Origin of the sequence: Geomicrobium sp. JCM 19055 (genome assembly GCF_000698185.1) — a bacterium.
GTDB lineage: Bacteria > Bacillota > Bacilli > Bacillales > Marinococcaceae > Geomicrobium_A > Geomicrobium_A sediminis.
The window spans coordinates 20,024-43,813 of the sequence record NZ_BAXL01000009.1; the positions used below are offsets into that span (position 1 = coordinate 20,024).

Annotated in this window: 23 protein-coding genes, 6 pseudogenes and 1 other annotated feature; of the genes and pseudogenes, 14 read left to right on the forward strand and 15 right to left on the reverse strand. The window is 42.5% G+C overall.

The features are described from left to right. The first annotated feature begins 1 nt into the window (after position 1). Positions 2-451, forward strand: a complete 450-nt coding sequence (locus JCM19055_RS09160; protein WP_042359526.1) for a (2Fe-2S)-binding protein — start codon at positions 2-4, stop codon at positions 449-451. Between the two features lie 12 nt (positions 452-463). Here the strand turns inward: JCM19055_RS09160 and allB are convergent, their stop codons facing one another. Genes allB through JCM19055_RS29140 form a run of 4 tightly spaced genes read right to left on the reverse strand, consistent with a single transcriptional unit; the run spans position 464 to position 4,272 of the window. Continuing rightward, positions 464-1,765: an allantoinase AllB gene (gene allB, locus JCM19055_RS09165; RefSeq protein WP_042359527.1), complete on the reverse strand. Its 1,302-nt coding sequence runs from the start codon at positions 1,763-1,765 to the stop codon at positions 464-466. Between the two features lie 2 nt (positions 1,766-1,767). Further along, positions 1,768-3,012 carry an alanine--glyoxylate aminotransferase family protein gene (locus JCM19055_RS09170; protein ID WP_042359528.1) on the reverse strand — a complete coding sequence of 415 codons (1,245 nt, stop codon included), beginning with the start codon at positions 3,010-3,012 and terminating at the stop codon, positions 1,768-1,770. Then, positions 2,990-3,544 carry a M20/M25/M40 family metallo-hydrolase gene (locus JCM19055_RS29135; protein WP_265181980.1) on the reverse strand — a complete coding sequence of 185 codons (555 nt, stop codon included), beginning with the start codon at positions 3,542-3,544 and terminating at the stop codon, positions 2,990-2,992. The genes JCM19055_RS09170 and JCM19055_RS29135 overlap by 23 nt, the downstream gene beginning before the upstream one ends. Then, positions 3,520-4,272, reverse strand: coding sequence for a hydantoinase/carbamoylase family amidase (locus tag JCM19055_RS29140; protein ID WP_265181981.1), 753 nt, complete (start codon positions 4,270-4,272; stop codon positions 3,520-3,522). Before JCM19055_RS29140 ends, JCM19055_RS29135 begins: the two co-directional genes overlap by 25 nt. Positions 4,273-4,429: 157 nt before the next feature. On the opposite strand from JCM19055_RS29140, the gene JCM19055_RS29145 reads away from it, so the two are divergent. The 4 genes and pseudogenes from JCM19055_RS29145 (at position 4,430) to uraH (ending at position 7,970) form a co-directional block, all read left to right on the forward strand. Further along, positions 4,430-4,672: a PucR family transcriptional regulator ligand-binding domain-containing protein gene (locus JCM19055_RS29145; RefSeq protein WP_265181982.1), complete on the forward strand. Its 243-nt coding sequence runs from the start codon at positions 4,430-4,432 to the stop codon at positions 4,670-4,672. Next, positions 4,638-6,038, forward strand: a complete 1,401-nt coding sequence (locus JCM19055_RS09180; RefSeq protein WP_052366141.1) for a helix-turn-helix domain-containing protein — start codon at positions 4,638-4,640, stop codon at positions 6,036-6,038. The genes JCM19055_RS29145 and JCM19055_RS09180 overlap by 35 nt, the downstream gene beginning before the upstream one ends. Before the next feature lie 96 nt (positions 6,039-6,134). Further along, positions 6,135-7,619 (forward strand): annotated as a pseudogene (pucL, locus tag JCM19055_RS31565) (factor-independent urate hydroxylase). A 15-nt stretch (positions 7,620-7,634) separates the two neighbouring features. Further along, positions 7,635-7,970 carry a hydroxyisourate hydrolase gene (gene uraH / locus JCM19055_RS09195; protein ID WP_042359529.1) on the forward strand — a complete coding sequence of 112 codons (336 nt, stop codon included), beginning with the start codon at positions 7,635-7,637 and terminating at the stop codon, positions 7,968-7,970. Between the two features lie 278 nt (positions 7,971-8,248). Here the strand turns inward: uraH and JCM19055_RS09200 are convergent, their stop codons facing one another. The 6 genes and pseudogenes from JCM19055_RS09200 to paaA all read right to left on the reverse strand — a co-directional run bounded on the left by JCM19055_RS09200 (position 8,249) and on the right by paaA (position 11,406). Then, positions 8,249-9,037, reverse strand: coding sequence for an enoyl-CoA hydratase/isomerase family protein (locus tag JCM19055_RS09200; RefSeq protein ID WP_042359530.1), 789 nt, complete (start codon positions 9,035-9,037; stop codon positions 8,249-8,251). Beyond that, complete coding sequence (locus JCM19055_RS09205) at positions 9,030-9,338, reverse strand: EthD family reductase (protein WP_042359531.1); 309 nt, start codon at positions 9,336-9,338, stop codon at positions 9,030-9,032. Before JCM19055_RS09205 ends, JCM19055_RS09200 begins: the two co-directional genes overlap by 8 nt. A 31-nt stretch (positions 9,339-9,369) precedes the next feature. Further along, positions 9,370-9,615: a Phenylacetic acid catabolic protein gene (locus tag JCM19055_RS26335; RefSeq protein ID WP_152549825.1), complete on the reverse strand. Its 246-nt coding sequence runs from the start codon at positions 9,613-9,615 to the stop codon at positions 9,370-9,372. Positions 9,616-9,628: 13 nt separating this feature from the next. Beyond that, positions 9,629-10,188, reverse strand: a pseudogene (gene paaC, locus JCM19055_RS26340) (1,2-phenylacetyl-CoA epoxidase subunit PaaC). Further along, positions 10,139-10,495 carry a 1,2-phenylacetyl-CoA epoxidase subunit PaaB gene (gene paaB, locus JCM19055_RS09215; RefSeq protein ID WP_042359532.1) on the reverse strand — a complete coding sequence of 119 codons (357 nt, stop codon included), beginning with the start codon at positions 10,493-10,495 and terminating at the stop codon, positions 10,139-10,141. The pseudogene paaC and the gene paaB overlap by 50 nt, the downstream one beginning before the upstream one ends. Continuing rightward, the gene (paaA, locus tag JCM19055_RS09220; protein WP_042359533.1) at positions 10,492-11,406 is read right to left on the reverse strand and encodes a 1,2-phenylacetyl-CoA epoxidase subunit PaaA; all 915 of its coding nucleotides are present in this window, start codon (positions 11,404-11,406) and stop codon (positions 10,492-10,494) included. Before paaA ends, paaB begins: the two co-directional genes overlap by 4 nt. 369 nt (positions 11,407-11,775) lie before the next feature. Between paaA and JCM19055_RS29170 the strand changes: the two genes are divergently transcribed. From JCM19055_RS29170 to JCM19055_RS09245, 6 genes and pseudogenes are all read left to right on the forward strand, one after another. Then, complete coding sequence (locus tag JCM19055_RS29170) at positions 11,776-12,105, forward strand: hypothetical protein (RefSeq protein WP_052366142.1); 330 nt, start codon at positions 11,776-11,778, stop codon at positions 12,103-12,105. A 2-nt stretch (positions 12,106-12,107) separates the two neighbouring features. Beyond that, positions 12,108-12,860 carry an ABC transporter substrate-binding protein gene (locus JCM19055_RS09225; protein WP_052366143.1) on the forward strand — a complete coding sequence of 251 codons (753 nt, stop codon included), beginning with the start codon at positions 12,108-12,110 and terminating at the stop codon, positions 12,858-12,860. 19 nt (positions 12,861-12,879) lie between these two features. Continuing rightward, a complete protein-coding gene (locus JCM19055_RS09230) occupies positions 12,880-13,896 on the forward strand; it encodes an ABC transporter permease (RefSeq protein WP_042359534.1) in 1,017 nt (338 codons plus the stop codon). Then, a pseudogene (locus tag JCM19055_RS09235) lies at positions 13,871-14,673 on the forward strand (ABC transporter ATP-binding protein). Before JCM19055_RS09230 ends, JCM19055_RS09235 begins: the two are co-directional and overlap by 26 nt. A 135-nt stretch (positions 14,674-14,808) precedes the next feature. After that, on the forward strand, positions 14,809-15,636 hold the full coding sequence (gene paaX, locus JCM19055_RS09240) for a phenylacetic acid degradation operon negative regulatory protein PaaX (RefSeq protein ID WP_042359599.1): 828 nt from the start codon (positions 14,809-14,811) through the stop codon (positions 15,634-15,636). A gap of 14 nt (positions 15,637-15,650) precedes the next feature. Next, on the forward strand, positions 15,651-16,175 hold the full coding sequence (locus JCM19055_RS09245; RefSeq protein ID WP_370543065.1) for a PaaI family thioesterase: 525 nt from the start codon (positions 15,651-15,653) through the stop codon (positions 16,173-16,175). Here JCM19055_RS09245 and JCM19055_RS31570 read toward each other — a convergent pair. The 5 genes and pseudogenes from JCM19055_RS31570 to JCM19055_RS09265 all read right to left on the reverse strand — a co-directional run bounded on the left by JCM19055_RS31570 (position 16,100) and on the right by JCM19055_RS09265 (position 19,974). Next, positions 16,100-16,354 (reverse strand): 2-oxo acid dehydrogenase subunit E2, encoded by a 255-nt coding sequence (locus JCM19055_RS31570; protein ID WP_370543069.1) that lies wholly within the window; start codon positions 16,352-16,354, stop codon positions 16,100-16,102. The two genes, JCM19055_RS09245 and JCM19055_RS31570, sit on opposite strands and share 76 nt — an antisense overlap. Before the next feature lie 26 nt (positions 16,355-16,380). Further along, the gene (locus JCM19055_RS09250) at positions 16,381-17,322 is read right to left on the reverse strand and encodes a 2-oxo acid dehydrogenase subunit E2 (RefSeq protein ID WP_052366144.1); all 942 of its coding nucleotides are present in this window, start codon (positions 17,320-17,322) and stop codon (positions 16,381-16,383) included. 11 nt (positions 17,323-17,333) lie between these two features. Then, positions 17,334-18,338, reverse strand: coding sequence for an alpha-ketoacid dehydrogenase subunit beta (locus JCM19055_RS09255; RefSeq protein WP_042359535.1), 1,005 nt, complete (start codon positions 18,336-18,338; stop codon positions 17,334-17,336). Then, a pseudogene (pdhA, locus tag JCM19055_RS09260) lies at positions 18,335-19,385 on the reverse strand (pyruvate dehydrogenase (acetyl-transferring) E1 component subunit alpha). The gene JCM19055_RS09255 and the pseudogene pdhA overlap by 4 nt, the downstream one beginning before the upstream one ends. A 358-nt stretch (positions 19,386-19,743) precedes the next feature. Then, the gene (locus tag JCM19055_RS09265) at positions 19,744-19,974 is read right to left on the reverse strand and encodes a hypothetical protein (protein ID WP_042359536.1); all 231 of its coding nucleotides are present in this window, start codon (positions 19,972-19,974) and stop codon (positions 19,744-19,746) included. 206 nt (positions 19,975-20,180) lie between these two features. On the opposite strand from JCM19055_RS09265, the pseudogene ilvE reads away from it, so the two are divergent. The 3 genes and pseudogenes from ilvE to ilvN all read left to right on the forward strand — a co-directional run bounded on the left by ilvE (position 20,181) and on the right by ilvN (position 23,759). Then, positions 20,181-21,082 (forward strand): annotated as a pseudogene (ilvE, locus tag JCM19055_RS09270) (branched-chain-amino-acid transaminase). Between the two features lie 89 nt (positions 21,083-21,171). Then, positions 21,172-21,417 (forward strand) — a binding site (T-box leader). Positions 21,418-21,521: 104 nt separating this feature from the next. Further along, positions 21,522-23,244: pseudogene (gene ilvB, locus JCM19055_RS09275) on the forward strand (biosynthetic-type acetolactate synthase large subunit). Beyond that, positions 23,241-23,759 carry an acetolactate synthase small subunit gene (ilvN, locus tag JCM19055_RS09280; RefSeq protein WP_042359537.1) on the forward strand — a complete coding sequence of 173 codons (519 nt, stop codon included), beginning with the start codon at positions 23,241-23,243 and terminating at the stop codon, positions 23,757-23,759. Before ilvB ends, ilvN begins: the two are co-directional and overlap by 4 nt. Positions 23,760-23,790: the final 31 nt, after the last annotated feature.

The window sequence follows — 23,790 nt, forward strand, 5'->3', positions numbered from 1 at the left end:
CATGATGTTAAACGGTGAGCGTGTGTCAATTCAGGCGAATGGGACTGACCGACTGACTGACGTACTCCGTCATGGTGAACCATCCTTAACTGGAACGAAGTTATCATGTGGAATTGGTCGTTGTGGAGCATGCTCTGTGTTAGTGAATGGAGAACTCGTTAATTCTTGTTTACTCATGGCGTATCAAGTAGAAGGAGCCTCTGTGACAACGATCGAAGGCGTTGGGAACGGGTCGCTAGATCCAATCCAAGTTGCATTTATGGAAGAAGGCGGTTTTCAGTGTGGGTACTGTACACCTGGCATGGTCATGGCTGTAAAGGCACTTCTTTCAGAGAATCCTGAGCCTAGTGATGAGCAAATTGTTGAAGGATTGTCCGGGAATATTTGTCGCTGTACAGGGTATGAAGGAATTAAACGTGCCGTACGAGCGGCAATTAGAAAACAAAAGTAACCGTCCGTACATTTACGGACGGTTACTTTTGTAGATTGATTGACCGCGGTAGAAGGTTTCTTTAATACGATGAGGAAATCGATGTCCGAGGTAGAGGCTGTCTTTATGCTTAGAGTGTAACGTTTCTTTTGTAACAGCATCATGGTTGTCCTTGTTAACGACAACAAGATCTGCGAGTTTTCCTTCTTCAATACTTCCGCGATCACGAGTAAGTTTGAAACGTGAGGCGGGTGCTGTAGCTGTTAACTGGGCGACATCTTGAATGGTTAATGATGTCGTCTCCGTAAGTTCAAGTAAGCTAAGCAACGTAAATTGCCCTCCATTAATCCCACCCCATGCCGTAAAGAAATTGCCTGTTTGTTTTAACGTATTCGGACTTGGTGAATGGTCTGATGCAACAAAGTCAATCTGTCCATTTATGAGTGCTTGAACGAGTTGCGCACGGTGTTCTTCATTACGTAACGGTGGCGCGCACTTTGCGTGAACCCCGTGTTCATACATCGCTTGATCATTGAACAATAAGTAATGGGGACACGTTTCAACGGTAACATTGAGGCCTTGTTGTTTGGCTTCTTGAATGAGTTGTAGCGTACTCGTATTACTAATATGGACGAAATGCAAGGCACAACCAGTTAGTTCAGCGAATGATAAGCTGCGTTTGACTGCCTCACTTTCAGCGATAATGGGGCGCATGTGAGAGTAAGCTTGAACCTGATCTTCAATGTTCACGTTACGTTCTAAGTGTTCAATGATCGGTGTGCTTTCTGCATGTAAAGCAAGAACGCTCCCTAAGCGAGCGATTTCCCGCATTCCTTCTAGCAATGTTTCATCGTCCGTGTGACCGAATTCTTCTGTTCCTGATGGTGATAGGAAGGCTTTAAAACCAATTACGCCGAGATTATGAAGGGAAGCGAGTTCAGAAAGGTTACCTGGAACTAGTCCACCCCATAATCTGAAGTCATTGATCGATTTCTCACTACCGATTTTTTTCTTCTCATGAAAAGCGTTCTCGTTAATCGTTGCAGGAATGCTATTTAACGGCATATCAAAGTACGTTGTACAACCCCCAGCGGCGAGCATTTGTGATCCAGTCGTAAACCCTTCCCAATGATCCCGTCCTGGCTCATTGAGGTGAACATGGGCGTCAATGACACCAGGCAACACGTAACAGTTTTCAGCATTGTAGACGGAGCTACTTGCTACTTGAAGGGATGATGATAAGGCAACAATTTTCCCATCTTGAATGCCGATGTCGACGTTCTTCACTTCATGTGGCAACACAACAACACCGTTTTTTATGATGAGATCATACACATTTACACACGCTCCTTGTTGCTGGCTTGGTTTTCGTAATAGGTGAGCGCTGCCTGAACGCCATTTCCTCTAGATAAATTAACGCCATAGTAAGTGAGTGCAGCTTCAAGTGCTGCAAGTACGAAAAGGACATTTTCTTTTCGACAACTTGCTCCCATCGTTCCAATTCTCCAAATTTTCCCGTGTAATGATCCGAAGGAACTCGCAATTTCAACGCCGAAATGCTCAAGCATAAAGGCGCGAACTTGATCTGCATCAATACCTTCTGGAACGTTAACACACGTAACGACAGGCAGTTTATAGTCTTCTTGAACGAACAACGTTAAACCTAAAGCACGAATGCCTGCAATAAGAGCGGCTTCATGAGTGCGGTGACGTTCAAAGCGGTCTTCTAATCCCTCATTCAATACCATCGTTAAACCAGCGTGAAGTGCATAGAGCATCGACGTTGCTTCCGTATGATGATTAAGTCGTCTTGGACCCCAATACTCTTGTAGTTGGCTCAAGTCAAAGTAATTGCTCGGAATGATGTTGTCCTGTTGAGGTGTTTGCAAGTCATCGTCGGTTGCAATTCCACGTTCGATTTTTTTTCTTTTTTGTAGCACGCGTTCAATGCGTTCGTTATACGTAATCGGTGCCATGCCAGAAGGAACCGACAAGCACTTCTGCGTACCGCCGATACAAGCATCGATTTGCCACTCATCTACGTTTACTTCTGTGCCTCCAATTGTTGCAACCGCATCAACAATAAATAACGCATCCACATTAAGGCAAGCCTGACCGAGTTGATCGATCGGTTGCATACACCCTGTTGACGTTTCGCCATGAACAATTGCAACGATATCGGGGCGAATGCGATAAATCTCGTCAATGATCGTTGCTTGTGAGAAGACAGTTCCTTGTGGTTGCTCGATCGTGACAACATTTGCCCCGTACCGTTCACAAATTTCTTGCAATAGATAACCGAATCGGCCGTACACAGGAATAAGGACTGTTTCCCCACGGGATACCACACTTGCGAGTACAGATTCAATTCCTGATCGTGACGTACCGTCGATCGGAAAAGCCCAACGGTTTTTCGTTTGGAACAGTGAACGAAGCATATGCATCGTATCATTCATCATGTTCGTAAACGCAGGATCAAACTGACCAAGAATTGGAGCAGACATTGCTCGCAATACGACAGGGTCAACTTCAACCGGGCCAGGTGTCATTATCGTTCGTTTAGGAGAGAGGTAATTCGTCATGATAAGAGCTCCTTTTCTCGTAGGCAAGTGTATAAATCATTGATTTTAAGACGTTAACGCCTGCACGTAAATGATGCTCTGCGGTGAACTCTTTCGGTGAGTGGCTAATGCCGTCTTTACTTGGGACGAACAATAACGACGTTTTACAATGAGTCCCGAAGATTTGAGCATCATGTCCAGCACCACTGTGCATAAATTTCGTTTGATAGTTGAGTCGTTCGCTTTCTTTATAGGCAAGTTCAACAAGTGAATCATCCATATTGACAGGTTGGACGTTCGTCCAACGGTTCACATGAACGTTGACTCGTTTTTCTCGCTCTAATTGAGCGATAAGGGTGTTCATTTCCTGTTCATACAATTCAAGGGTTGTAACGCTCGGGTGTCTAACGTCGAGTGAAAACGTCACTTGATGGCAAATGACGTTTGGGGTATTCGGTTTCGCTTCAATTTTACCGACAGTACTCACTAAGTCGTCATCGAGACGACGAGCGAACTGAGTAAACGAAGTCATAAGACTTGCAGCACTTTCCATGCGTCGACTCTTCGATTCATGGGTGTTGTTCCGGCATGATCACTCTTGCCATTCACGACAATCGTGTAGCGGCGTTGTCCGACGATGCTTTGTACAATGCCAATGTCTTGATGATCTTGCTCGAGGACACAGCCTTGTTCAATATGCACTTCCAAAAAGTGTGACAAGTCTTCTCGATAAGGCTGTGGATAGCGACCGAGCCCGAATCCTTTTTCAATCATTGCGCTGTACAATGATACGCCTTCGTGGTCGACAATTTCAGTCGATACAATCTGTTTATGTTTGTTTGTAATATTTCCTGACCCCCAAAATGTTAAAGGAAAGCGACTACCTTCTTCTTCACACAATGAAGCGACCTCAATCGTTTGACGTGGTCTTCCGTGTTGTTCAAGAAGTTCCTTGACCGCAATCCAAGCAGCGGCAATGCCATACCCCCCGTCGTATTTGCCGCCGTCAATCACCGTGTCAATATGGGAGCCGACGAGTATCGCTTCTTTATGATTTCTGCTCATACCTTCCACTCTTCCGAATAAGTTCCCTACATCATCAAAGTACGGCGTTAAGCTTGATTGCTGGAATTGGTCAAATAACGCGTTCTGGGCATTCATCCAATCATTCGAATAAAGAAGCCTCGTATTCCCTGTATCACTCGATTTACCGAACGTATGAAGCCAATCAAGTATGGATTGGACTGTCGTTGATTGATTCAATAGTGATTGTTGTTTCAAGTTTTGCCTCCTTCACTCGAACAATTTGTTAGGTGATCTTACATACTATCTTTGTTTTTTCTAGTTTACTGGTATGATGTGAGGAAATCATTAGATGTTTCGTGAGTTTTCTTTCGATTTCTTGTATAACTTAACCAATTGTTTGGAGGCGATCATCATGCAACTCGGACACATTCTACAATTACCGATTTTTCAAGAAGCAGACGTTATTTCAGGAAGTAGTGGCCTTTGGCGGAATGTCGAAAACGTCAATATGATGGATGCACCTGATATCGCTGACTATTTAAAGCAAGACGAGCTTCTTATTACAACGGCATATCATTTCAAAGAAGATCCAACGAGTCTAAAACAGTTAATTGAAAAAAATGGCGCGAAGAGGTTGTGCTGGACTCGGAATTAAGACGAAACGTTTTCTAGCATCCATTCCAGAAGACGTAAGAGCATATGCGGATGCCTTGCATTTTCCAATTATTGAATTGCCTTTTCACGTTCGGTTAGGATCGATCGTGAATCAGACACTAAGCGCGATTTTAAACGTTCAAACGTTAGAGATGAAAGAAGCGATGGCTGCGCATCAAACGTTTTCAGAAAGTGTGATGAGCGGAAAAGGGTTAAGTCACTTGCTAACAACGGTGTCAGACGTTGTGAGTCTTCCGGTTTATTTACTGAATCATCAATCAATTTTAGTTGCAACATCAGGGGAAGATCACTCGAACTTAGAGACATTGAATAAGTCCATTAGTGGAAAACAGCAGTGCTTTTTGTCCCAAACTCATCATACGTACTTTTCTCTTGTCGACAGTAAGCAAGTTGTTACCGCATTTGCAGTAGAGATGAGCAACATTACTAAAGGGATGTTAGTCGTTTTAAGTGATACACCTTTAACGCATCGGACGATTTTAACGTTAGAACAAGCAACGAATGTAATTGCCTTTGAAGTGATGAAAGAGAACGCAGTCAAACAATATACGCAACGTGCGCGCAACGAGTTTTTTAAAAACTATTTAGACGATGCTTTTCTAACCAATGATGAGGTGCTTAGCCGAGCAAAGGAGTTCGACATCTACAACAATCAACAATTTAGCTGTTTTGTAGGGAAAATGGATGCCCGCGAGGCTTCACTTGGTTTTAAACAAAACGTTATCGAAGTTGAGAAAGTATTTGCGTTAATTGAAGAGGAGCTTGCGATGTTCGCGATTCCAACCTATTTCTTTATGAATGGCAATTATTGTTGTATTCTCGCTGAGGAAACTGGAGAAGTCCATCCGAGTGACTGGCATTCGCCTACACGAATGATGGTAGAGATGATTCAAGATCATGTCATTCAACAACTGGGTCGGTCCGTGTCATTTGGGATTAGTAACATTTGTCATGAATTTCTCGATGTGAAAGCAGGCTATTCAGAAGCGCTAAACGCCCTAAACTCGGGGCTACTTTCAGGTAATCGCCAATTTATTCAAGCGTATCATACGAAAGACGTTAGCGAGTTATTGCGAATGATTCCAGGTGAAGATTTACGTAGTTTCTGTGAGTATACGTTACAGCGAATTGATGACCCTGACTTGTTACACACGTTAGCCGTTTATTTAGAAACGCATTGTCAGATTACCGAGACTGCCAATCGCTTGTACGTTCATCGTAATACCGTCATTTACCGTCTAGAAAAGATTGAAGATTTACTTGGTAAAAAAGTTAACGAACCTGAAACGACGTTGCAGTTGAGAATTGCCTTTCGAATCCATCCTACATTGAATGCTTCGTTGTAAACATGTTCTAATTGTAGCGAATAGATTTAGACGATGTACACAAAGACAGTTCGTCTTTCCTCTTCTACGATGAAAGGAACGAAAGGAGTGTTCGAGTTGGTAACCTTGAAACAGCTAAATGAAAATGACACTCACTTTTTTACGGTCACGTTAGCGGACGTCTTTGAACATTCACCGTGGGTTGCTGAGGAAGCTGCGACAATCGTCCATATAAAACAGTTGAAGAAGTGCATGAACGTATGGTGATGAGTGTGGAAGAAGCGGACGTTGAGGATCAATTAACGTTAATTCGGTCTCACCCAAAGCTCGGGGCACGAGAGAAGATGGCACCAATGTCAGTTGCGGAACAGCGCAAGGTCGGATTGGATCAATTAAATGATGAGGAGTACGAGACGTTTTTACAGTTAAATGAGCAATATGTTGAAGCGTTTGGGTTTCCTTTTATAAAGGCAGTTAAAGGTCAATCAAAAGACGCGATTGTTGAAGCGATTCAAAGAAGGTTGTTGTTAACAAAAGAAGAAGAAATCTCAACTGCATTGCAAGAAGTCTATAAAATTGCTTACTTTCGCTTATGTGATCGAATTCAAGGTTAACAAGTTTCGAGGAGGAATTCATCGTGGACGAGAGAGAAATGATGACGTATGGAAAAGGAAATGTTTTCGCTTATCGTACGTTTATGGAGCCCGTTGTAGCAAGTAGACAAATTCCTGAATCGTCATTTAAAGAACGAGACAATACAGTGTTTGGGTTAGATGTGACGGTAGAAGTAGGGGGAAGGAATTTTTATCTTCATTTACTGAAGGAGACAACTCGAAGGTCGTGGCAACGGATTCAATGAAGAACTTTATTCAACGGCATTTAGCGACTTTTTCCGGTACAACGGCTGAGCAATTTGTACAGTATGTCGCTCATGCGTTTCTTGAACACTATGCTCATATCGAGACGGTCAAGATGACGGCAGATTTATTACCATTTGAGGCAACTGTTACAACGGAGAATGATGAGCCGAAAATGAGTGATCTTGTGTACAAGAAGTCTAGAAATGAAAAGTTGAAAGCGTTCATTCATATGGAACGTCGTGAAGGGGCAATAGCAAGTGTACAGCAGATGAGTGAGCTCACGGATTTGCAGTTGATTAAAGTGAAAGACAATTCGTTTGTCGGTTTTATTCGTGATGAGTATACAACATTACCGGAAGATGGAAATCGACCGCTTTTTATTTATTTGAACATAGGGTGGACGTATGAACTAGGAGAAGAAGAGGACGGGTTCGTTGCTCACGAGCAAGTAAAAGACATTGCGAGTACAGTGTTTCACGAAACCGCATCACCATCCATTCAAAGCTTAATCTATCACATCGGGTTACGGATGTTGCAACGTTTTCCTTCATTAAAAGACGTTCGCTTTGAATCGCAGAACCGCACGTGGGATACAGTTGTTGAACAAGTACCAGATTCTGAAGGCAAAGTGTACACAGAACCACGTTTGCCGTATGGTTTTCAACGATTCCAAGTGACGCGGACGGACTTAGAAAACGAGCGACAGACTGCCAACATTGGCGTAGAGGAGAGTCATCGTTAAAAGGAGGAGAGAGAATTGGGAAAGGTAACGACACACGTTCTAGATCTCTCAAACGGTCTACCTGCGAAACATGTACACATTAAATTGTATTCTATTAATCTTGGTGAACGAGAAGAATACCTTCAAGGGGCTTGGACGAATGATGACGGCAGAGTCGATGAACCTCTTTTGCAAGGTGAACAGCTTAAAGAAGGGGTATTTGAATTAGAGTTTCAGGTTGGGGGTTATTTTAACGAACAGAGCTTCTATGAAACGGTGCCGATCCGTTTTAAAATTACCGATCCAGATGAACATTACCACGTGCCGTTATTAATCTCTCCTTGGGGATACCAAACGTACAGAGGAAGCTAAATGAATGCAATAAGTTGAGTTGAATGAAGGAATCGAGTACACTTTCTAATAGAAAAGACATACTAAGGCTGTGTTAACGTGAAGTGGCTCGACATCTTATTTCCATTAATTGCGCTCATCTACTTGTTGTTTTTTTTAATTGGCATACGAGTGTGTTCGGAGTCATAACCGCACTGTTCGTCACGCTAGTTGCTGCGATGGCAGTTGCGAATTTAGCGCTACGTATCACAAGAAGACACCAAAGGAAAAAGCAACAAAAATAGGGCGAACCCTACAGCTTACAGACCTGTAAACTGTGGGGTTCGCTTTTCTTTGAAGGCGTATAATCCTTCTTTATGGTCGCTTGTGTTACCAGCTTTAAGCTGAGCGCGGGCTTCATGATTCAAATACGTTTCATAGTCTTCTTGTAATCCACCGAAGAGCAGCTCTTTCGTTAATCGAAGGGCCTCAGTAGGCATGGCAGCAATTCTCTTCGCAAATTGTTCAACGCCTTCATGCCAATCATCGTGGATGTAGCGAGTGGCAAGATGTAGAGCAATTGCTTGTTCACCTGAGATTTTTTCATTTAATGTAGCGATCTCAAATGCCTTCGCTGAACCGACAAGGCGTGGTAGGTCATACATCATCCCTGCATCTGGTACTAAGCCGATGTTTGTAAATGCACTAATAAAAGTCGTGTTTGCTTGGACGAGGCGATAGTCACAAGCGATCGCAAGGCTCATCCCTGCACCAGCAGCAGTACCATTTACAGCAGCAATAAGTGGTGTATTTGCCGCGCGCATGACGCGTAACAGTGGGTGATAGTTGTTTTCTAGCAACTGATCGTAAGTTTCTTCGGATTTCATTGCTTTTAAATCCTGACCCGAGCAAAACGCTTTGCCAGCACCCGTAATCACAATCGCTCGAACTTGATCATTTCGATCAGCGTCTTCAATAATGCTTGTAAGCGATTGCAATAAACTCGGCGTGAATGCATTATAATAGGTAGGTCGTTGAAACGTGACGTAGCAGACGTTCTCTCGTAGTTGAACGAGAAGTTCGTCGGTCGTTTTCGTCTCGTTATTCATCGACATCCTCGCCAATCATTAGCGTTACTAAAGATCCGGCAAAGCTCATTAAATCTTTTCCAGATGCTTTACCTTCATCGCTTTTAAGTCCTGCTTTTAAGGCGTTATGAGATTCATAAACCATTTCACACATGAGGTAATAATCGCTTTCTTTTCCCATCGGTGTACCAACAAACTTCGTGACGTTCATTTCTTTTAATCCAGGAATTTTCTTCGTGATTGGCGCATGTGTGTTGAAGTAATGTTCATCAAATGCTGCTTTGTCTTCCGGTTGCTTATACAGTGCGATTAATTTAGCCATAGTAAGTCCTCGTTTCTATAAGTTAATTTCGTTACCACTGAGCGACTGGATCGGTTCGATAGACTTCTGATAATGTTGCCAAAGCTTCATCCAAATCTTTCGTATGCTCTCCGTTTCGACCATTCTTTACTTGTTCTAATGGACGTGTTGGAAGGTCTTTCACTTTGGATTGTAGCTCGGATAACCATTGTTGCTTTAGCTCATTTGGATCGTTTATATAGCCTTCGGTCAGAAGAGTTTGTTCGTATTGACCAAAGTCAACTAAGTCCAAACTCATCGACCAAGCTTCTTTAATTCTCGTGCGTATTTTTTTCTTTGGCAGTCTGAGAACTTTGTTGCAATTGCTTCATCCACTCTTCCCAATAAGCAAGATGATACCGCTGCTCAGGTAAAATACGTTTAGCACAGGTGGCGAGAGGCTCATAAGAAGAGTTGGTGAATGAGATGAGCTTCACTCGTTTATACGTCTCATAAAAATAACCACGTACGACGGCAAGTGCCCAGTCAAAGTAAGGATCTTCGTCGTACTGACCGTCGCCATTTCGCTTTTCAAGGTAAACGGCATTACGTCGTTTAACAGAAGATCTCTCGTGAGCAAGAACGTCTACGTCACCTTCACCAAGCTCTTGAAGAAGGCGATAGAAGTAAACCGCATGCCCCATCGTATTCTGTGTAATTGATGAGAAGGTACATCCGCCTCGATGTGGGGAGCAAGACCTAACCACTCAGAACCTCGAAATGAAACGAGCAGGTCATCATCTGCACATTGATATAGCAAATCAATGAGTGCCTGATTACGTTTATCCACGATTCTTTTTAACCTCCTTCCAAGACATAATCTCTTGTTCATCGAGCATTCCTTGCTCTTTGTCTTGCCATTTTTTTCGTAAATAGCCGTAGGCTTTCGTCGTACGGTAATTCTTATTGTCTATACGTTGGGTAAGGGCTTCGCGCTCTTCGTCAGTCATGTGACGAATGGAAGAAGAAGGAACGACCCATATGTCCATGACTTCTTCACGCCTCATGAAGTTCTCTTGAGCGAGAATCATTGCCATCTCTTCATTTGGGGCTAGTAGACTAAACTGATGCATCAATCCGCTTCTCGGATTCTTGCGGCTGAAAACTTCGAATTCTTGATAGAAATCTTGCTCACTCATGGACGATCACCTCCAGCAACGGCTAAAGCTTCTCGCACCCAGCTATTGTTCGAATAGGCAATCTCACGCACTTTTAGGCGTTCTTTTGAGCGTGGTCCTTTGTTTTGGATGATTTGTTTAAATTCATTCCAATCCGGTTGTTGGTAAATCCACTTTTCTTGGACGTCGTCATAGTGCATCGTTTCATCAGGGACGGTGAGTCCGAGTGAAAATACGCGCGGCATGTACTTATCTAAGAAGGCTTGTCGAAGCTCTTCGTTCGTACTTTTGCGGATGTTGTATTTGATTGTAATCTCTTGTTTTGATGAGCCGGTCGTTTCTGCACTTGCAGGTCCGAAAAACATGAGCAGTGATGGCCACCAACGATTGAGCGAATCTTGCAAAATCTTTCGTTGGTCTTCTGTGCCTTCCGCAAGTGCCATAATGATGGATTCCCCGTGTTGCGCATGAAACACTTCTTCCTTACAAATGCGCTGTAAGGCACGTTGATAAGGACCGTAAGATGCATCAAGCATGTTCGTTTGGGAAATAATCGCTGCACCGTCAACGAGCCAACCGACCATTCCAGCATCAGCCCACGTTTTCGTTGGCATATGGAACACATTATGAAACTTTAATCGTCCAGATAATAAATCTTCCATTAAGTGTTGGCGGTTTCTTCCATAAGGCTTCATGAGATCCTCAGTAACTCTTAGAAGTAACTGACCATGCCCCATTTCATCTTGAACTTTCGCCATAATGGCAAGTTTACGTTCTAAAGATGGGGCTTTAGGTACCCATTCTTTCTCTGGAAGCGCTCCCATAACTTCGCTGATGCCATGCATTGAAATCAATTTAATTAACGTATCGCGATACTCAGCAGGCATCCAGTCATTCGCTTCAATCTTATCTCCGTTCTCAATTCGTTGCATGAAATTCTCGTAAAGAATCGGATCTTCATTCGTGTTGGACCCTTTTGGTGCTCTAAATAGTGGTACATGAAGCGATCCTCCTATATAACGTCTTTATAACGTCATCTTATCACACGTCATATAAAAATCAATAATAAAAGTTTAGAAAATTAATACTTTTTAATTAAAAACTTAATACTCGTTATTGACACGCCCAGTTTTACCATGTAACTTATTCATAAATCGTAGTCAAAAATTCCTCATAGATTATAGAATTTAGCCGTTTAAAGGATTAAAATTGGTGCTGAATTATGTCATACTATGTTTAAGAAACGTAGCAAAGATTTCTATCGCTACTTTTCATAATATTGTAAATAAGGGGGATTTAAATTGAAAAAATGGATGATTGGTTCTGGTACATTGATGTTTGCGGCAACGATGCTCGTCGCATGTGGAGACACAGAAGAGGAAGCTCCTGCAGAGCCGACAGAAACAGAAACAGAAACAGAAACAGAAACTGAGGATGAGGATGAAGAAGCTGCTGAAGATGATGGAGAAGATGAGCCTGCTGCAGCTAGTGAAGGAGAGAGTTTCGACGTTGGCGTCGTTCAATACGCGGATCATCCATCGTTAGATGCGGCGACAGAAGGGTTTAAAGACGCATTGGCAGAAGCAGGTTTAGACATTACTTATGATGATCAAAACCTAACGGGGACATGAATGTGTTGCAGACAATTGCAGATACATTCGTTGGAAATGACGTTGATTTAATTTTCGCTAATGCTACACCTGCGGCGCAAATTATGACAACATCAACTTCTGAAATTCCAATTTTATTTACGTCTGTAACTGACCCAGAAGGGGCTCAACTTGTGGATACATTAGAAGCGCCAGGTGGAAACGTTACGGGTACGATGGACCTTCACCCGGATGCCATTTCACAAACGGTCGAATTGATGTCAGAACAATTCGACATTGAAACGTTCGGTATGGTATATAACGCAGGTGAACAAAACTCTGAGTACCAAGTGAGTATCGCTCAAGAAACCGCTGACGAGCTAGGGTTATCTGTAGAAACAGCAACAGTTCAAACGTCAGCTGACGTACAAAGTGCAACGGAAAGTTTGATTGGATCAATTGATGCGATTTACATCGTAACTGATAATGAAGTCGTTTCTGGACTTGACGCAGTAATTGGCGTTGCAGAACGAGAAAGTCTGCCGTTATTTGTCGGTGAATTAGATTCAGTTGCGGCAGGTGGTCTTGCTGGATTCGGGTTCTCTTATTACGACATTGGTTACAAAACAGGTGAGATGGCTGCAGACGTTCTCGTAAATGGTGCAGATCCTGCGACGTTGTCTGTAGAATTCCCGCCAGAATTGGAACTCGTATTTAATGAAGGTGCAGCAGAACGTATGGGGCTTGATTGGGACGAAGAGTGGGATTCAATTGCTGATAACGTAATTAACGAATAAGTTAGGTAGGTGAAGTCGAATGTTCACCGCCCTTTTCGGCTCAGTTGAACTTGGACTCATATACGGAATTATGGCACTAGGAGTTTATTTATCGTTTCGAGTTTTGAACTTCCCCGATTTAACAGTGGATGGAAGTTTTGTTACAGGTGGGGCTGTAGCCGCCATTATGATTGTTAGTGGCTACTCACCAATTCTTGCCACATTAGCAGCAGTTGGTGCAGGTTTTATAGCCGGTTCAATTACGGGAACGTTACATGCAAAAGGAAAGATTAACCCTTTACTATCCGGGATATTAATGATGATCGCGCTATACTCGATTAATTTAAGAATTATGGGGAATAGTCCGAACATCCCGCTCATGCGTGAAGATACGATTATGACGATGTTTCAAAGTTTTTGGGCGACATTACCGTTTGATGGTTGGATGACGAGTTTGTTTACGACATTAAATCTACCATTTACACCTTCAACATGGGGTATTTTGTTGTTCGCCATTATGATTGTTATCGTCGTAAAGCTATTTACCGACTTCTTCTTAAGTACAGAAGTTGGTCTTGCAATTCGTGCAACTGGGGATAATCCACGTATGATTAGCAGTTTATCTGCGAATACGGATCGTCTTAAGATTTTAGGTCTCGGTATTTCCAATGCTTTTGTAGCCTTATCCGGGGCGATCGTCACACAATATAGTAGTTTCGTCGATGTGAATATGGGGATCGGAATGATTATTATTGGTCTTGCTTCCGTTATTATCGGTGAAGCGATCTTTGGAAAAGGGTCGATTTTCAAAATTACGATTGCTGTTATTGTTGGGGCAGTCATCTATCGAATGGTCGTCGCACTTGCGCTACGCGTAGGGTTTCTTGAGACGGGTGACATGAAGCTCATCACAGCCATTATTGTAATTGGAGCCCTTGTCGTACCGAGGCTACTTGAGAATGGCAAAGAGCGAAGGCGTAAATATCGCAAAGCTCGTAAGATAAAAGAGCAATATGGGGGGGAGAAATCCGTTGCTGCAACTAAGTCAGATCTTTAAAGTGTTTAATGAAGGTACGACCGATGAAAAGGCAGCACTAGAAAACGTCTATTTAGATTTAAAAGACGGTGACTTTGTGACTGTTATTGGTAGTAACGGTGCCGGTAAATCAACGCTGATGAACTTAATCGCAGGTAATCTAACCCCTGATGTTGGGAAGATACTAATCGATACAAAAGACGTAACAAGGTTAAAAGAACACGAGCGCTCCAAGCTCATCGGCCGTGTCTTCCAAGATCCAATGGCAGGGACAGCACCTTCAATGACGATTGAAGAGAACATGGCAATGGCGTATAGCCGAACGAGAAAACGTTCGTTTATCGCAAAAGGTGTCACAAAAAGTCGAAAGACGTTTTTCAAAGAACAACTAGAATCGCTAGGTCTTGGGTTAGAAGATCGATTAAATGCAAAGGTTGGTTTTTTTGTCAGGTGGTGAACGCCAAGCACTTTCGCTACTTATGGCAACGTTTACCGATCCGTCTATACTTCTATTAGATGAGCATACAGCTGCACTTGACCCTTCTCGAGCAGAGCTCATTACAGACAAGACGAAAGAAATCGTAAGCAAAAATGAGTTAACAACACTTATGGTTACGCACAACATGCAACAAGCACTAGACTTAGGCAACCGCTTAATTATGATGGATAAAGGCCAAATCATTTTTGAAGCAGAAGGTGAAGAAAAACAGCGATTAACGGTTGAGCGTTTGCTGGAAGAATTTCAAAAAAATTCAAGGCAATCAACTTGCGAATGATCGTGCAATTCTTAGCCATTAAAAAAATTGGGATGATCGGAAGTTTATTTTCCGATCATTCCCTGTTTTTGGACGGTTCTGCTATAATGAACGCTGTAGCGGGCTCTAGTAAAGAAAGGATCGGAGTTTCTTGACGAAAAAATTAAATACGAGATCGATGATCTTTACGATTTATGGAGATTATATTCAACATTATGGAAGTAAAGTGTGGATTGGTACGCTAATACGATTACTTGAAGAATTTGGTCATAATGCACAAGCCGTACGTGCTGCCATGTCAAGAATGCAAAAGCAAGGGTGGGTTCAAGCCGAAAAGCAAGGAAATCGAAGCTACTATTCACTAACAACCCAAGGTACGAGACGAATGAAAGAAGCAGGTAGAAGAATTTTTAAGCAACACGAAGAAAATTGGGATGGGAAGTGGCGCATGCTCATCTATTCCATACCTGAAAGTAAACGAAAGTTACGAGATGAGCTTCGAAAGGAACTATCGTGGAGTGGGTTTGGTTCACTCACACACAGTTGTTGGATTACCCCTCATCCTCTAGAAGATGAAGTTGAACAATTGAAAGAACGTTATGACATTGAGCAATACATCCACTTCTTCGTTTCCGATTATGAGCAAACAGAAAAACAAAAAGAACTCGTTACACAATGTTGGGATATCGAAGAAATCAATGAGAAATATCGTCAGTTTATTGATGCGTATAGCAAGCGATTCATTATTACGAGAAATCAAATAGAGCGGGGCCAAATGGACTTGGGTGCTTGTTTCGTAGAGCGAACAGAACTTGTTCATGAGTATCGGAAGTTTCTATTCGTAGACCCGAGCTTACCAGAAGAGTTGTTGCCAAACGATTGGCTAGGTGGTCACGCAGCCGTATTATTTGCCGATTATTACAATGTTTTAACTAAACCTGCAACTGAATTTTTTGAGACGATCTTCTCTGAAGGAAATGACGAAGCGTTGCTTGTGCACGTGTGATAGGAGAGATGACGATGAAGCGGTTTGAAATTCGTGATTTTTTACGTGTTGCTAACGGCGAGATTGAGCCGCCTCCGTGCGATACAATGATGAACATTCGTGTTACGGCAGCAAACGAAGGTGAATCTACTGGAACTTGGACGGTTGACGATTCGTTTATTAATGGAAACGGTGTCGTGATGGGAGGCTTTTTATCATCAGCGGCAGATATTATGATGGCTTATGCAATTGCTTCGAAGCTTGACGATCATCAAGGGTTTGCTTCAATTAACTTAGATACAACATTTCATCGGCCGGTTACCGAAGGAGTTGTAACGGTTCATGCGCGAGTAGACCGCTTAGGTAAACGAGTCGCGTATGTCATCGCAGAGCTTTATCAACACGACAAAAAAAGCAGCTACATGCCAGTCCTCAATCTTTATTACGTAAAAAGAGCTTGCCCATCAATGATGAGCAAGCTTTTTTATTTGAGAGCTACAAGTAAGTGCATAGGATGTTCTAACAATTCCTTTACACGGTTCGTGAAAGAGACAGCATGAAAGCCATCAGCAACCCGATGATCAAAGGAAAAGGAGACATTAAGTAGTGAGCGAATAACAATTTCTTTGTCTCGAACGACAGGAGTATCTTCAATTTTGTGGAAGGAGAGAATACCTGTCTCGGGATAATTAATAATAGGTGTTGCATAAACGCCACCGATCGGTCCGACGTTACTCATCGTAAAGGTACCGCCTTGCAAGTCTTTCAACTCACACGTGTTCGTTTGCGCTTTTTTTTCGTTAACTGTTTGAATTGGTCGTGAATCTCTTGGATGCTAAGTGTATCAACATCTTTCACAACCGGAACAATCAGCCCTTCCTCAGCGTGTGTCGCCATCCCGATGTTAACCGTGTCTTGAAAGACAATTTCTCCGCGCTCTTCATCTAGCTTGCTGTTGAAGATGGGGAAGTCATGTAACGAAATTGCGATTGCTTTTATGAAGACAGCGGATAAAGATAAGCTTGCGCCAGATTGATGGCTATAAGATTCTTTTAACGACAACAACTCGGTCACATCAATTCGTTCGAAGTGAGTGACATGCGGGATTGCTTTGACTGATTGCGTCATTTTTGCGCCAATCTGTTTTCTTCGACCTTTATACGGTATGGACGTTCGCGCGGGGGCGCTTTTGCGCATTGTCGTCTCCTCAATTGCCGTTGAAGCGGCAACTTCGTCTTCGGGTCTCGTAGGCTGTTCAATATGACGCCGTATATCTTCGATCGTAATTCGATTGTTCTTTCCAGTGCCCGTTACTGTTTCGATGGCAATCCCGTACGTACGTGCGAGTTTTCGTGTGAACGGTGCTGCCTTTACATTTTGCAAACGAAACAATCGAGTGGCAGGTAGTTCGGTCTGGCTTTCTGCTGTTGCCTTTTCAATTGTCTTCGTAGTGAGCGTTTCTTTCTCTTGGTTTTGATTCGCTATTTTTACCATCACTTCGCCTAGAGAGACAACGTCTCCCTCGGAAACGACAATATCTTTAATCGTTCCAGCAACAGGTGATGGTAAGTCGGCAGTTACTTTATCAGTTTGTACAGCGATAACAGGTTGGTCCACAGTCACAACATCGCCAACCCCTACATATAGGGTATCGACCGTTCCTTCATGAATGCCTTCTCCTAAATCGGTCAATTTCATCTCAAACATATATGAGCCTCCTACTCTTCGTGCAACACGGTTTCAATGGCTTTGTAAATGCGTGTTGCATTCGGGATATAATGTTCTTCTATTGAAAAGAAAGGAACGTGAACATCGTAACCAGTAACCCGAACAATCGGATTTCGAAGAGAAAAGAGTGCTTTATCGTTAATGAAAGCGATGAGTTCAGCGCCAAACCCACTCGTTTTGTGCCCTTCATGGACAATCACTACTCTTCCGGTTTTCTCCACCGATTCAAGAATCGTTTGTTCATCGAGAGGGTACAACGTACGTAGATCGACGACTTCAACGTTGACATTGTCGTTCTCTTTTGCCTGTTTAGCAGCAGCAAGTGCAGGGCTTATCATGTTGCCATAGGCAAGAATTGTGACGTCTTCTCCTGTTGTAAGGGTCGATGCCTCACCAATCTTCACGGTATATTTCTCACTCGGTACGGTCGCTCGTGTAGAACGGTACGTACGCATCGGTTCCATAAACAACACAGGATCAGGATCTTCAATCGCAGAAATTAACAGTCCTTTTGCATCATAAGCGTTAGAAGGGATAACAACTTTTAATCCAGGTAGATGTGTAAACATCGCTTCCATACTATCAGAGTGCAATTCAGGAGCATGAATGCCGGCGCCATATGGAGCGCGAATAACCATCGGTACGGTAAAAGCCCCAAGCGTACGTGTTCGAATTCGTATAGCATGCGAAACAATTTGTTCATATGCAGGGTAAATAAACCCTTGGAATTGCATCTCTGCAATCGGTTTAAAACCGTTAAGGGCAAGCCCAATACTCGTTCCAATAATGCCAGATTCAGCCAGGGGTGTATCGATCACACGATGCTCTCCGAATTGTTCAAGCAGACCGTCTGTTGCACGAAATACCCCGCCGTTTACACCGATATCCTCTCCGAGAATCATCGTCGTCGGGTCTTCTTCTAACATGATCTTTAACCCATCCGTAATGGCTTGCACCATCGTTAATTCTTTGGTTTGTTGTAAAGAACTCGTCATGAAGTGACCTCCTTTTGAAACTGTTGATGTTGTTCTCGTAGTGAAGGTGTTTGATCTTCAAATACATGGTCAAACATATCATTTGGATTCGGCTTTTCTGCACGCTCGAAGCGTTCTACGGCTTCATCAATTTCCATCGCAATCTCATGTGTCGCATCTTCAATCTGTTGCTCATCAAAGACGCCTTCTTGGCGAAGGAATCGCTCAAGCCGAAGAAGACAATCTTCATCGCGACGTTCTTCATTAATACTTTGATCGCGATACTTTGTAGGATCATCTGCTGTCGTATGTGCTCCGTAACGCCACGTGACAGCTTCAATTAATGTTGGTCCATCTCCACGACGTGCTTTTTCAACTGCGTACTCCATCACTTTGTAGACGGCTAGTACATCATTACCATCAACGCGAATGCCTTCAATGTCATATGCGAATGCTTTTTGAGCAATCGTTCTTGATTTCATTTGCTTATGAATCGGGACGCTTATTGCAAAGTGATTGTTTTGACAAAAGAAAATCGTCGGTGTATTGAAAGCGCTTCCAAAATTTAATCCTTCATGAAAATCGCCTTCTGAAGTAGCACCATCTCCAAAATAGGCAATTGCAACTCGGTCCTGACCTTTTAAACGTTCAGCCATGATGCACCAACAGCGTGTAACAATTGTGTAGCAATGGGAACGGAAGGAGGTAAAATGTTTAACCCAGCAGGTGGGACACACCCATCGATCTTCCTTTCCAATAACGAAATATGGTCTCCAATGAATGACCGTAGGTCATCGTTGCTGCGTGGTCACGATACGTCGGAAACATCCAATCTCCTTGTTGAAGAGCGGATGCACTCCCAATTTGAGCAGCCTCTTGGCCTTCGAAAGGAGCGTATGTGCCGATCCGACCTTGACGTTGTAAATTAATCGCTTTTCTGTCAAACATGCGTGCTCGAAGCATTTGTTTGTAAAACGAAAGAAGTAATGTTACATCGTACTCTTCTTCAGTAAATGCTTTACTACCATCTGGTTGAATCATTCTAAGAAGTGGATAGTCATGGTCCATTCGTTCTAATTGATCGAGATAAGAAGAAAGGGATGTTGTCAAAACGACGCCTCCTTAGTCCAGAAAAAGTATCACAATATTATATCGGACTATGTTAATACTGTAATAATAACGAAAGACGAATCGAAATGTCAATAATCTTTAGAAAATTCAACATCATTTATAATGAAATAATACGCTAGGGGTTTGGGGGATTGAAGCTTTAAAGTGGTGAAGAGCACTAAACAAAAATCTTTCATCTCAGAATCGTTGATAAGAAAAAAATAATATATAACAAAAATAACGACTCCGTAAATAAAACGAATGATAAAATACGAGGAAAAACCTATCTTATGTAAAAGCGACATCTGTAATTTGTTCAAATGGAATAAAAAAAGAACGTTGGGTCTTGATTAAAGACAACGCGATTGCTTTCGTGATCTACTTCTACGCATGTACCGTGTAAATGAGCGGCCATTTCTTCTTTGAGTATCGAAATGGTAAGTGGAATACTTCTATAAAGAGCGGTCTCCAATTGCTCAATGACTGATTTCTGTTCAATATTCGTTGAAAGCTCTTTTTCTAAATAAGAATAAGGGTGCAAATACATCGTCAATCCACTCCTAACAAATAGTTAATGTTATTATATACGAACATACGTTCTTTTACAATCGTTTTATATTGTCAGAAAAGTTGTCAAAAAACGGTTGACCGTCATATCACTTAGCGGTATGATAGACAACAACATCGTTGTACTCGTGAGAGAAACAAATGGTTTTGTACGGTGTACATTTACTGAAGTCTTGAGGTGATCGTATGGAAGAAGAACAGCAGTGGATATTTATGAACGGCGAGTTCGTACGTAAGCATGAAGCGAAAGTTAGCGTTTATGACCACGGATTCTTATACGGCGATGGCGTGTTTGAAGGGATTCGTACGTACGACAACAACGTCTATAAATTAAAAGAACACCTCATTCGTCTTTTTGAATCAGCAAGATCAATCATGATGGAAATTCCGTATTCATTAGATGAAATGACAGAAATCGTAGTCGATACGGTTCGTAAGAATGATCTAGAGAATGCGTACATTCGAGTCGTCGTCTCTCGTGGGGTCGGCAATTTAGGATTAGACCTAGATCATGTGGAACACCTCAAGTTATTGTAATTGCAGAAGAACTAGCACTATTTCCAAAAGAATTGTATAAGACGGGAATTGAAATTGTCAGTGTAGCAACGAGAAGAAACCGTCCTGATGTGCTTAGTCCGAAGGTTAAATCACTTAATTATTTGAACAATATATTGGTAAAGATTGAGGCCAATCTTGCAGGCGTTCCTGAAGCGTTGATGCTAAATGATGACGGATACGTTGCAGAAGGCTCTGGTGACAACATTTTTATCGTAAAGAATGGTGTGCTTTACACGCCACCAGGATACGTTGGTGCCCTTGAAGGAATTACGAGGCAAGCAATTATTGATATTGCAGATGACTTAATGTACACCGTAAAAGAACAACCGTTTACGAGGCACGACGTCTATACAGCAGACGAAGTATTCTTAACCGGCACAGCTGCAGAAGTCATTGCTGTCGTTAAAGTCGATGGTCGTGTGATCTCTGATGGCAAACCAGGTCAAGAAACCATTCGATTAACTGAAGCGTTTCGTGAGAAGATTCTGCAAGACGGAACACCGGTTTACGAAAAAGAAATGAAAGCATAACAAAAAAATTTAGAATAACTATGTTTTATATTCATACTTGTGGTAACATATCTATCAATCGAACATTCGAAATTCGTATAATTGAATGACTTAAAACGTTGAAGAGGATAAGTAGTCGAAAGACATTTACTTCACAGAGAGCCGAGGGATGCTGAGAACCCGGCAGTAAAGCTTAAGATGAACTCCCCTCTGAGTGCAGCGATGAACATAAGTAGTGGCTGCCGGTCAGAACAACGATCTGATCGTTACGAAAAAGACGCAAATCGGTTGCGTCATGAGCCAGCGCTTTGGTGCTGGGAATTAGGGTGGTACCGCGAAACCTTTTCGCCCCTTTTGTCGAACAGAAGTGAGGGATGGAAAGGTTTTTTTTATTTTATTTTTTTCGTAAATGTTGAGTGGACAGATTACGATACGCGATGGAGGAGGAAAAGAGATGAGTATGGATCTCGAGGTAGAAGCGAAGATGCAAGCTGCCGAACAAACAGATACGCAAATGAGTGGCAGTCAGATGATTCTGCAATCTCTCGTTGAAGAGGGAGTCGATATCATATTCGGCTATCCTGGCGGTGCAATTTTGCCAACCTATGATGAGATTTACAAAAAGGGGATACGTCACATTCTTGCTCGTCATGAACAAGGTGCCGTTCACGCTGCGGAAGGGTATGCAAGGGTTTCGGGGAAAGCCGGTGTATGCATCGTTACATCAGGTCCTGGTGCTACGAATGTCGTAACGGGTATTGCTGATGCAATGATTGACTCTTTGCCGCTGATCGTCATTTCAGGTCAAGTTGCTACAAGTGTTATTGGTACAGATGCTTTTCAAGAAGCTGACATGGTTGGAATTACAATGCCAATTACGAAACACAACTTCCAAATTCGTGACGTTCAAGATATTCCAACCATCATGAAGCAAGCCTTTCATATTGCGACTACCGGTCGACCAGGTCCAGTACTCATCGATCTTCCAAAAGACGTATCTACAAATGTCGGAACATTTAATTATCCAAAGCATATTGATTTGCCTGGATACCAACCGACTGTACAGCCGAATCGATTGCAAATTAAAAAATTGAATGCGGCGATTAAAGGTGCGAAGCTCCAGTTATTCTTGCAGGAGCCGGGGTTTTACTTTCAGGTGGATCATCTGAACTGGCGACTTTCGCAAAAACTCGGAACATTCCAGTTGTTACAACGCTTTTAGGGCTTGGTAGTTTTCCAGAGTCAGAGGAGCTTTCACTTGGAATGGCGGGAATGCATGGGTTGTATACAGCGAATATGGCACTTCATGAAAGTGATCTATTAATCAACATCGGAGCACGATTTGATGATCGTCTTACTGGTAATCTTGATCATTTTGCACCGAACGCACGATTGCACATGTTGATGTAGACCCAGCTGAAATTGGTAAAAACATCGACACAGATATTCCGATTGTAAGTGATGCCAAGCGAGCGCTTGAGATTCTAAATGCTAGTAATGAAGAGAACGACGGGTTTAAAGCGTGGCATGAACATCTCACCTCGTATCAAGAAGAAAATCCACTGTGGTACGAAGAAGACGGTGAAACATTAAAGCCACAAAAGCTACTTGAATTGATTTATGAGGAAACAAATGGTGAAGCAATTGTTACAACCGATGTTGGGCAACATCAAATGTGGACTGCGCAGTACTATCAATTTGATGAGCCAGACCATTGGGTAACATCAGGGGGACTTGGCACGATGGGCTTTGGCTTTCCAGCAGCAATCGGGGCACAATTTGCTAAACCTGACAAAGCTGTCGTTGCAGTCATTGGCGACGCTGGATTCCAGATGACGTTGCAAGAGTTATCGATTCTTCAAGAGCTGAATTTACCTGTAAAAATTGTCATCGTAAACAACGCTTCGCTCGGTATGGTTAGACAGTGGCAACAATTGTTCTATGAAGAGCGCTATTCTCATTCATTGTTTCCGATTCAGCCTGATTTCATCAAATTAGCTGAAGCTTACAACATACCAGGTTTTAAAGTGGAGAACCCAGATGAAGCTCGAGACGTTTTAAAGAAAGGGCTTGAGATGGATGGCCCGGTACTCTTTGATTTCCGTGTCACATCTTTAGAAAATGTCTATCCAATGATTGCACCTGGGAAAGGTCATCAAGAAATGGAGGGGGTTAAACCATGATCCGCACCATCACTGCAACGGTTAATAACTCTTCCGGTGTTTTGAATCGCATTACGGGTTTATTTGCCAGACGTCAATTTAACATTGAAAGCATCACAGTCGGTGTAACCGAAAACCCTGAAATTTCTAGAATGACGTTTGTTGTAAATGTCGATAACGATCGGGCACTTGACCAAGTGATTAAGCAATTAAACAAACAAGTTGACGTTTTAAAAGTAAGAGACATTTCAGGAGACACGATTGTTGCTCGTGAACTCGCATTAATTAAGGTTGTGAGTACACCGCAAAATCGCAGTGAAATTGAAACACTGGCGAGGCCGTTTCGAGCGTCCATTGTCGATGTTGGCAGAGACTCTGTGACACTCCAAGTGACAGGTGATCACCAAAAAGTCGAAGCGCTCATTGACTTGTTAAAGCCTTACGGCATTAAAGAATTAGCAAGAACAGGTGCAACAGCGCTTAAGAGAAGTTCAAAGTCACAATCTCAAGAATTAAAGTATTCCTTTATTCAATAAAAAATTTAACTACAAATTAGGAGAGATAAAA